Raw genomic sequence first — 9,875 nt, forward strand, 5'->3', positions numbered from 1 at the left:
AACGACACATGACCGATCTCGGCGCACTGCGCCGGGCCGTGGCCGAGGCCGAGGAGCACCGTGCGCTCCTCGGTGCCCGGGCCACCGCCACCGACCGGCAGGCCGCCTTCACCCGCCTCGGCACGGCCCGGGGCGCCCTGGACGAGGGCGTGCGCACCTTCGCCGGGAGGGGGTTCGCGCCGCTGCTCGCCGGCCTGGATCCCGAAGTACCCCTGGTGCTCCTGCCCGTGCGGCTGGAGACCCGGGTGCGGCGGGACGGCGGCCAGGACAAACTGCTCGTTCGGATCTTCCCCGACGACATCCATGTCGAGTCGCACGAGCCGCACCCCACCGCGGGCGAGGTGCAGCAGGGCCGCCGCTACTGGCGGACGGTGTGGCGGGCCGGCCGCAGCGACAACGCGGACGGGGACCGGGCCCGGCTGCTCCTCGCCGCCTGGGGACAGCTGTCGGGCGCCGTCGGTGGGCAGCGGGCCCGCTGGCTCGTACGGCTGCTCACCCCCGTCTCGGACACCCGGCCGCCGTCGCCGCTGCCCGACTCCGCTCCGGATCCGGAGCCGTCCTGGCCCGAGGTCCCGGTCCGCGGGCGCGGGTGGAACCGGGCGGCGACCGCCTCGACCCTGCCGGACCTCTTCGTCGTACGGGCGTACCAGGGCGAGGTGCTGGTCGGTGAGAAGGAGGGCGACCCGGTTCCGGACGTCGTGCAGGTCGGGCCCGACCCGGACGCGACGCCCGCGGAGGGCGAACCGCACCTCGACCCGGAGCTGCGCTGGCTGACGACCTTCTCCGAGGCGGAGAAGAAGGGGCTCGCCGTCACCGTAGCGCTGGACCGGGACGGTTACGACCCGGCCAGGGAACCGCTGCTCACCCGAGTGGTCGCCTTCGGAGTGTCCGGCTCCCTCGGCCCCGAGGCCTCGGCGGGACGGCTCACCCGGCTGCTCGCCGACCGGGACGGGGACGGCGAGGCGGCGTTCGTACGGCAGGGAACGGCGACCAACAACACCCGGGACGAGGCCGGTTCCGCACCGCCGTCCCCGGACGTGGACCGGCTGCTCGGTGCCTCCGGCCCCGCCGCGGCGCCCGACGAGTGGGCGAACTGCTCCCGCCTCGCGGCCGCGTTCGGCATTCCGGTGTCCGCGCTCACGGCCCTGCCCGGGGCCGACGAGCCGGAGCAGGCCGACGCGCGCGCCCTGCAGATGGCCCTGTGGAGCGCCACCGGGGATTTCTACCTCGACGAACTCCTGGAGAAGGACCGAGGAGGTACGGAGCTCACCGTCGACCGGTCCTGGCTGCGCCGCCACTACTACGAGAACGTACGGGCCCGGGGGCCGCTCCCTGTGCTGCGGGTCGGCAGGCAGCCGTACGGGGTGTTGCCGGTCACCGCCACAGCGCGATGGCAGTCCGACGGGCACGAGCCGTCGGGTCTGAAGGGGCTGCACCGCGTCCTCGGCGTGCTGCGCCCGTTCTGGGAGGTCGGTGTCGGCACCCTGCCCCGGGTCGGCGGCCCCGACCAGCCCGGAGAGACCCTCGCGCTGCCCAAGCCGGAACGTGACGTGCTGCGCGCCCTCGGGATGGCGCCGGTGTCGCGGACGGTGTCGGTGCGTTCCATCCAGGGCGGGCTCATGGCCTGTTTCAAGGACGCCTCGCTCAGCATGAGCGGCATCAGCTTCGGCGGCACCGGGTACTGCGTCGGCGACACCCCGGAGGACCGGCACTCCCAGGCCCTCAACGCGGCGCTCGGCATCGGCTATCGGCCGAAGATCGGCCACCAGATCAACGGCGCGGCCACCCGGCTGTGGCTGCCGTACGTCCGTCCGGCGACGCTGCCCGAAGGCACCGACCCGGCGGACGACCTGATCGGGTTCCTGAACGGCGTCGTCGAGCGCTTCGAACTGCTCAGACTCACCATCCGCAAGGAGGAGGCGCGCACCCTCCTGGAGGCGCTGCTGCGGCACACCGCGAACCTGGAGTACGGGCGGGCCGCGTCCGGAGTCCGCGACCCGGACGCGCTGTGGCCCCGGCTGCGGTTCGCCGACGCCCTGCTCAACCCCACGCACGAGCTGAACACCCTCACCAGCGCCAAGCTGCTCGCCCGCCCCTTCACCCTGGGCAAGATCATGGCGCTGTCCGCGCCCACGACCGTCGCGGACGGCGGGACCGATCGTGGCTCGACCGTGTACCGGACCATCCTCGACGCTCGTTCCTCCATGGCCGGGCAGGTCTTCGAGGCGGCGACCCGGCGCAACGGGGTACTCGGCCTGCTGGGCACGGAGCGGCCCTGGAGCGTGCGCCTGGCGGAGATCGACGCCGCGCTGCAGTACCTGGCCGGCCGGGTGAAGACCTGGCAGGGCCGTAAGGAGGATCCCTTCGCCGCCATGGAGCGGCTGCTCGGCGAGTGCCTCGATCTCGTCTCCCACCGGCTCGACGCCTGGATCGGCTCCCTCGCCACCGCCCGCCTCCACGCGCTGCGCCGGCCGGACCGCCGCCCGACCGGGGTGGCACTGGGCGCGTACGGCTGGGTGGAGAACCTGACGCCCGTGAGCGTGCCGCGCAGCCGGGGATGGGTGCTCGCGCCCTCGCTGCCGCAGGCCGCCACCGCGGCCGTGCTGCACAGCGGCAACCTGTCGCACCCGGCCGACGCCGGCGCCTTCGCGGTCGACCTGTCCTCACGGCGGATGCGGGTCGCCATGGCCGTCCTCGACGGTGTCGCCCAGGGCCAGCCGCTGGGGGCCCTGCTCGGCTACCGGCTCGAACGGCGGCTGCACGACGAACGTGAACTGTCCGACGCACCCCTGGAGTTGGACCGGTTCATCGCTCCCCTGCGGGCCAAGTGGTCGGTGCAGAGCGTTCAGCACCCCGCCGCGGGAGCGCAGGAGTTCATCGGTGCCCACGACGTCACGGACGGCGCACGGCTCGCCGGGGTACCCGTGAGCGAGGTCGTCACGCACCTGCGAGCGAACTCGGGGGGCCCGGCGATGACCCCCGACGAGGAAGGGGCCGTACGGCGCCACCTGACCGCGCTCCGCGACGACCTCGACGCCGTCGGGGACCTGCTGCTCGCCGAGAGCGTCCACCAGCTGACCCAGGGCAATCCGGACCGCGCCGGTGCCACGCTGGATTCCCTCGCCGCGGGCGGGCCGCCGCCGCCACGGCCCCAGGTGCTCGACACGCCGCGGCGCGGCATCCCGGTGAACCACCGGGTCCTCGTCGTGGTCCCGGAGGGCTCGCCCCGCGCGGCGGGCTGGGACGGCGCCCAGCAGACCGCCCGGCCGAGGGCCGAGGCCGAACCCCTGCTCGACACCTGGGCCGGCCACCAACTCGGTGCCGCCCCCCGGATCAGGCTGCGCGCCGCGTGGCTGCGGCCCGGCCAGGAGGCCGGGACGGGCACGGCCACGGTCACCGAGCACACATGGCCACTCACCCGGCACTGCGCCCTGGACGTGGTGGCGCTCGCCGCCGCAGGCCGGCTGCGGACCGTGCTGGAACAGGCGCTCCTGCCGCAGCAGCCGTCGACCGTGCCCGACGACGCTGTCCCCGTACTGCTCCCCGGCCGGGCCTCGGGCTGGACCCGTACCACCGTGGACATCACCCAGCTGGAGGTGCTCGGTGCGACGGTCGCGGCCGTGCTCGCGGCCGCCCGGCCCGGCACCACAGCCGACCTGACACCCGCGGACGATCCGCCTCCGCCGGCCGCGGACCCGGAGTTCTCGGACCGCGCGCAGAAGGCCCTGGCCGGCCTGCGGGCGGCTGTGGGCGCGGCGGACCTGGAGGGCCTCGCCGCCTACGGGGTGACCGGGCCGCCGACCGGGCCGGCCGACGAGCAGGCCGACCAGCTGGCCGCCGCCCTGCGCGAGGCGAAGGAGCGGATCCGGCTCGCCGAGCAGGAGACGGCCGAGGGCGGACCGGGGGCCGCGGCCGAGGTCCTGGAGGCGGTGTTCGGACCCGGCTTCCGGGCCGTGGGCCGGTCGGCCGCGCCCGCCACCGGTGCGCTGGACGCCTCGTTCGGCCCGGGGCTCGACCGCGGCGGCGACACCCGGCTGGTGCCGGGCGACTGGGCGGAGCTGATGGGCTCGGTGCGGCCGGGTACCGGCGCCCTGGCGGATCTGCTGCTGCACACCGGTGCCGCGGCGACGGGTACCGGCTACGCCCTGCGGATCGGGCAGGTGCCCTTCACGCCGGGCGACCGCTGGGTGGGCGCCCTGCGCAAACCCACCGACGAGGACAAACCGGCCACCGGTCTGCTGGTGCACGGCCCGGCGCAGCCGCTCGGAACGGGCAAGGCCGCCGTGCTCGTCGTCGACGCGTGGGCGGAGCTGATCCCTGCTCAGCGGCACACCGCGGGCGCCACGTTCCACTACGACGCGCCCGGGGCGCGGGCTCCGCAGGCGGTGCTGGTCGCGGTACCGCCGGTGGTCGGGGTGCCGTGGACTCCGGACGTGCTGGCCGCCACCGCCGACGAGGCGTTCGACCTGGCGAAACTACGGCTCGTGGACCTGGACGCGCTGGGCTGGCTGGGGCGTTACCTGCCGGCCGCGTATCTGCCTGAGGGGGCGATGGGGACGCAGCCCTCGGTGCACCTGCTCGACATCATGAAACGGCCGGACCTGGCCGACGTGATGAAGCAACTGATCAAGAAGGAGTCCTGACGATGTTCGACGTCATGGCCTTCAACCAGTACCACCGCCTGGAACCGGTGGTACGGCCGAGCGGCACCGGCGGACAGCTCGACGAGTCACTGGCCGCCCGGGTGGCCGATCCGTTGTTCATGCTCGCCCGGCAGTGGCAGCTGGCGGAGTTCGCGGGCGAGGACGGCGGCTCGCCGGTGTGGTGCGAGATCGCCACCGAGAGCACTCCGCTCGGCGCGTTCCGCCCGGCGGGTGGAGGGGCGGAGATCCCCCTGCCGAAGGGGGTTCCGCTGGAGTTCCTCGCGGAGGCGGGGGGCGCGCCCGGCGAGACCGCGAAGGCGCTGCCCCTGCGGGCCTCCGCCCGGGCCGGGCGGCGCTTCCTCGACACGTTGCGCACCATGAGCCTGTCGGACACCGTCCTGGAGCAGATCGACGCCGCGGTACTGGCGAAGGCGCCGCTGCCCCGGCCGCCCGCGCAACCGGAGGAGGATCCGCTCCGGCGCGACCCCGGCGGGCGGGCGTTGCGCACGGTGCTCGCGGGCAGGGTGCCCGACGGGGTCGCGCTCGCCGGGCACTTGGACGACGGCTGGCGGCCTCCGGGGCTCTCCGGAGCGCAGCAGACCGCGTTCGACAAGGCAGCGGAGCTGTGGCTGGAGTGGTTCGCCGATCGGTACGGGGCACCGGTGCCGTCGAGTTGGGCCCGGGAGCGGCTCGAGCACCGGTTCGCCGTCACGGCCGAGCCGGGCGGGCGGGCCGTGACACTGACGGCCCCCGAATTCACCGGGGGCGCCGCCGACGCGTACCACTTCGACCTCGACGCCGGTACGACCCCGCTGCCCGCGCCGACCGGTGGCACGGCGAAGGGCGTACTGCCCACCCGGGTAACGTATCCGGGCATGCCGGCGGACCGCTGGTGGGAGTTCGAGGACGCGCGGGTCAACCTGCCCGCCGTCGGGGCGGGGGTGCCGGACCTGGCCCGGCTCCTCGTCGTCGAGTTCGCGAACATCTACGGCAACGACCACTGGATGATCCCGCTGGACCTGGCCACGAGTGCGCTCCACCGGATCTCGAGGCTCACGGTCGTCGACACCTTCGAGGAGACCACGGTGGTCGGGCCGGCCGACCACGACGCCTGGTCGGTGTTCCGGCTGACGAACGCCCAGGACGGCAAGGCCGGGCCGCCGTTGCTGCCGCTGTTGCCGACCGCTTCGGCCCGCCTGGAGGGCACGGCCGTCGAGGAGGTGCTGTTCGCCCGCGACGAGATGGCCAATCTGGGCTTCGCGATCGAACGGATCGTGCAGAGCGCCACCGGCAGACCACGGGTACGCGCCGACGAGCCATCGGACGCGGATCCGCAGGTGCCACCGACCGACCCGGCGGCGCTCGCCTACCGACTGCTCACCCCCGTGCCGGCGCACTGGATCCCGCTCGTGCCGGTGCCCCTTGAGACGGGATCGGCCGCCGTCTGCCTGCGACGCGGGCAGATTCCCCGCTTCGCGGCGAACGGTACGCGGCTGCCGCAGGTCAAGGCGGCCGGACGGATCCTGGAGCCGGAGGTGAAACGGGTGTCTTTCCGCGACGAGGAGATCCCCCGGTCGGGAGTGACCGTCACCCGCGTGCCGGTGGTGGCACGCGGTGAGGACGGCCGGGTCTTCCAGTGGGTAGGCCGCCGTGTGCGTGCCGGGAGGGGCGAGGCCTCCAGCGCCCTCGCGTTCGACGGAGCCGTACCACCGAAGGAGCAGCGGTGACTGCGGGGCGGGGCAGCCCGCTCCCCCGGCTGGGACGGATCCGCACCGAGGCCGCGGGAACCGACGCACTCGGGACCACGCGGTTCGGGACCGAGGCGTCCCGGGTCGATGGGTCCCGGATCGATGGGTCCGGGTTCGACATCCGCACGGATGTGTCGGTGATCGCCCTGACCTCCGACGACGCGGAGATCGTCGGCACGGACTGTTACGGAGGGATGTTCCGCTGGGAGAGGCTGACCGGGCTGCAACTGGCGGGTCCGTTCGCTCTGCACGCCAAGCGGACCATCTGGGGAACGGTGCTGACGCCCGATGACCTGGAGGTCGTCACCGGAGGCGCCGACGGCACACTGGGGCGCTGGGATCGGCCGACCGGCGCGGCCTTCGCCGAACGCTTCGCCGCCCACGCGGCACCGGTCCTCGGCCTGGCCCGCACCCACGGCGGCCACGAACTGGTCACCGCTTCCCGGGACGGCACGGTCCGCCGCTGGGAGCGGACGACCTGGAGCCCGCTCGGCGAACCACTGCGCGGCCACTTCGGCGCGGTGCGAGCGGTCGCCCTCACCCCCGACGACGTCCTGGTCGTCACGGCCGGCCAGGACGGCACCGTACGGCGCTGGAACCGTACGGCCGGCACGCCGGTCGGCGAGCCGCTGCGCGGCCACGACGGTCCGGTGCAGTCTCTCGCGATCGGCCCGGACGGGCGGGAGTTCGCCTCCGGAGGCCTGGACGGCACGGTGCGCCGGTGGGACCGCGGTGCGGACCGGCCCGTCGGGGCGCCGCTCTTGGCGGGGGCGCCGGTGCGGTGCGTCCTGCTCACAGGAGACGGCGAGATCACGGCGGCCTGCTCGAACGGCACTCTGCACCGCTGGGACCGGACCGGGCAGCGCATCGGTGCGGCCGTGCCCGCACACGCGAACCCCATCTGGGCCATGACGACGACACGGGACGGGTCCGAGCTCCTGTCGGGCGGCTGGGACCGGCGGATCCTGCGGTGGGAGCGGATCACCGGGGTGCCGCTGCGGCCCGCCCGCACGCCGACCCGGATCGAGGCCGTGCCGCGCCTGGAGATCCAGGGAACCACACCGTTCTGAGCAGCTTTCAGACGCCCAGACCCGTTCGCCCTTTCTCGGGAGAGCCGATGCCTTCCATCACCATCGACACCTCACAGCTGACGTTCCCCCTCGTCGCGGTCTCCCGGGACGGCTCCGGGGCCGGGGCCGGGAACAGCCCCTGGGACGGCCTCGTCGACGGGGCCGCCGTACCGCCGCCACAGGTGGCGCTACCCGCGGGCACGGGCTATCGGCTGCGTCTGGGCGACGGCACGACGGCCGCCGTCACCTTCGACGTACGCGAGGACGGAACCCTCGACTTCGCACCCGAGCACGACGCGTTCCTCGACGGCCGCGGCGGACACCACCTCACCGTGCGAGGGGTGCCGGTCACCATCGATGCCAGAGCTCTGGACCACCCGCTCACGCCGGAGCTGCCGGGCGCCGGTCCGCTGTCCTCGGACCGCGTCCACGAGTTGCTCCTGCTGCCCTCCGCGACCTACCGGCTGCTGGTCGAGGCGGGCACCTCCATCGGCGCCCTCGCCTTCTCCGTCGCACCCGACGGACAGGTCCAGCTCGCTCTGAAGGCCGCGGAAGCCGGTGTCGCCGAGGCCACCGGAAGCACCCTCACGATCCAGGGACGCACCGTCACGGTCGACGGCCGGTCCCTCTCCCACGGCCTGCTGCCCGTCGGAGTGCCGGACGCGGGCATGGGCTCCTTCCTGTCCCCGGACACCGTGCACCGGCTCACGATGCTGCCGGCCGCCGGATACACCTTCCACACCGCACCCGGTCTACCCGCCGACTTCTCGTACACCGTCCATGCCGACGGGAACGTCGACTACGACCCGTCCTGCGACACTTTCCTGACCGGACGCGGCACACGCACCCTCGTCGTGAGCGGGTTCCCCGTGGCACTCGGCGCCGCCGAAGCGGACAGCGACCTCGTCGGCATCGCGGCCCTCGACGGCCTGCCGCATAACCCCCGCGAACTGACCGCCGTCCTCGCTCCCGCGAGCGGCTACCAGCCACGGACCGCGCACGGCGTGTGCAGCGGCTTCCGGGTCACGCGCGACGGCACCCTCGTCGTCGCTCCGCCGGGCACCCGCTCGTACTCCTCGACCCCGAAGGGCTCCCCCGCGACCGCGACCGCTGGATTTGCGGCACTCACGGTCCGCATCGCCCGGGCCGTCCCGGGCGGAGCCCCGCCCCGGGGCAAGGTCACCTTCACCGCGGACGGGGTATCCCTCGGCACGGTCCTCCTGGACGAGCTGGGCCTGGCGACGCTGCGCACGGCGGCCCTGCCGAAGGGCGATCAGGAGATCGTCGTCGCCTACGAAGGAGACGACGCGCACCGCCCGAGCATGACGACGCTGCACGTCCGTGGAGGCGCGCCCACACCCTGAGGAGCGACAGGGCAGGACCGGGGGACAACGGCAGGGTGGAGTCCGCTGTCCGAGCAGGCCCGGAGACACGTTTCCGTCTGACACGACACCGCGGGGCACACCCGACGACCGCACCACCGCAGCGTCGTGTCGGCGAGCACATGGGTGTCCACCGTCACGGATTCGCCGATCACGGGGAGCCCGTGCTCAGGGAGTCACGAAACGGCACTCCGGTCCGCAAGTCTTGCCGCTGCCGTCGGCAGCGTACGCTCCGTCAACTCGCGGGCGGGCGACTTCAGCCCGAACATCTTCACCGCGGACGGGCCCCGGCGCGCCCGCCGCCGGCGGTCTACCCCTAGGCCGGGCTTCTTCCATGACGACACTCACCTCGTGCAGTGAGGACGCGTTTCGCCAGGCGGTCCTGAGCGGCGGAACGGTGCTGTTCGGCATCGACTGTCCGGCCCTGACCCTGTCACGGAGTGTGGACATCCCGGCGTCCGTCAGCGTCGTCATCGACGCCAACGGGCACAAGGCCGTCCTCAACGGGCAGGGCCTCACGCGCCACTTCGTCGTCGACGGCGGACGGTTGACCCTCAGAGGCGTGACGCTCGCCAACGGCCGTGCCCTCGGTGCCTTTGAAAGCGCGGGAGTCGCCGGTGCCGCCGGGGCGCGCGGTACGGCGGGATCGCCAGGTCAAGAGGGTGACAGCGGCCTGTGTCTGACCGGTGGGGACGTCGGCGACGCGGGTGGCCCCGGGAGCGTGGGGGGGGGCCGGCGGACCGGGTACGGCGGGAGGGGAGGAGGCGCGGCCGAGGGCGGCTCCCTCCTCATCGCCGGCGGCACGGTCGTTCTCGACCATGTGGTGGTGACGGGCAACCGCGCGCAGGGCGGGGCGGAAGGGCGAGGGGCCGACGGAGGCATCGGCGGTACGGGAGGCCGCGGGGCGGAGGGGCTCGTCCTGCCACCGGCCAACTGCGCGAAGGGCGGTCTCGGTGGCTCGGGTGCCGAAGGCACTGGCGGCGGTGCAGGGGGCGGAGGCGGGGTCGGAGACCCCGGAGGGGAGGCGCGGGG

General features: G+C 74.1%; 4 protein-coding genes and 1 pseudogene. All 5 read left to right on the top strand.

What is annotated here, in order from left to right; all coding sequences use genetic code 11:
- The first annotated feature begins 8 nt into the window (after positions 1–8).
- The gene (locus tag E0F75_RS00585) at positions 9–4,643 is read left to right on the top strand and encodes a hypothetical protein (RefSeq protein ID WP_187620438.1); all 4,635 of its coding nucleotides are present in this window, start codon (positions 9–11) and stop codon (positions 4,641–4,643) included.
- Between the two features lie 2 nt (positions 4,644–4,645).
- Positions 4,646–6,370 (top strand): hypothetical protein, encoded by a 1,725-nt coding sequence (locus E0F75_RS00590; protein WP_187620439.1) that lies wholly within the window; start codon positions 4,646–4,648, stop codon positions 6,368–6,370.
- Positions 6,367–7,461 carry a WD40 repeat domain-containing protein gene (locus E0F75_RS00595; RefSeq protein ID WP_229312400.1) on the top strand — a complete coding sequence of 365 codons (1,095 nt, stop codon included), beginning with the start codon at positions 6,367–6,369 and terminating at the stop codon, positions 7,459–7,461. Before E0F75_RS00590 ends, E0F75_RS00595 begins: the two co-directional genes overlap by 4 nt.
- Positions 7,462–7,508: 47 nt before the next feature.
- Positions 7,509–8,825, top strand: a complete 1,317-nt coding sequence (locus E0F75_RS00600) for an Ig-like domain-containing protein (RefSeq protein WP_187620440.1) — start codon at positions 7,509–7,511, stop codon at positions 8,823–8,825.
- Positions 8,826–9,177: 352 nt separating this feature from the next.
- A pseudogene (locus E0F75_RS39875) lies at positions 9,178–9,875 on the top strand (hypothetical protein); the annotation flags it as partial.

This window comes from Streptomyces sp. CB02980, from assembly GCF_014451325.2.
Lineage (GTDB): Bacteria > Actinomycetota > Actinomycetes > Streptomycetales > Streptomycetaceae > Streptomyces.

What these genes read in the sequence shown, in the direction of transcription:
- E0F75_RS00585 (WP_187620438.1), top strand. Translation starts at nt 9, where the DNA reads ATGACCGATCTCGGCGCACTGCGCCGGGCCGTGGCCGAGGCCGAGGAG.
- E0F75_RS00600 (WP_187620440.1), top strand. Translation starts at nt 7,509, where the DNA reads ATGCCTTCCATCACCATCGACACCTCACAGCTGACGTTCCCCCTCGTC.
- E0F75_RS00590 (WP_187620439.1), top strand. Translation starts at nt 4,646, where the DNA reads ATGTTCGACGTCATGGCCTTCAACCAGTACCACCGCCTGGAACCGGTG.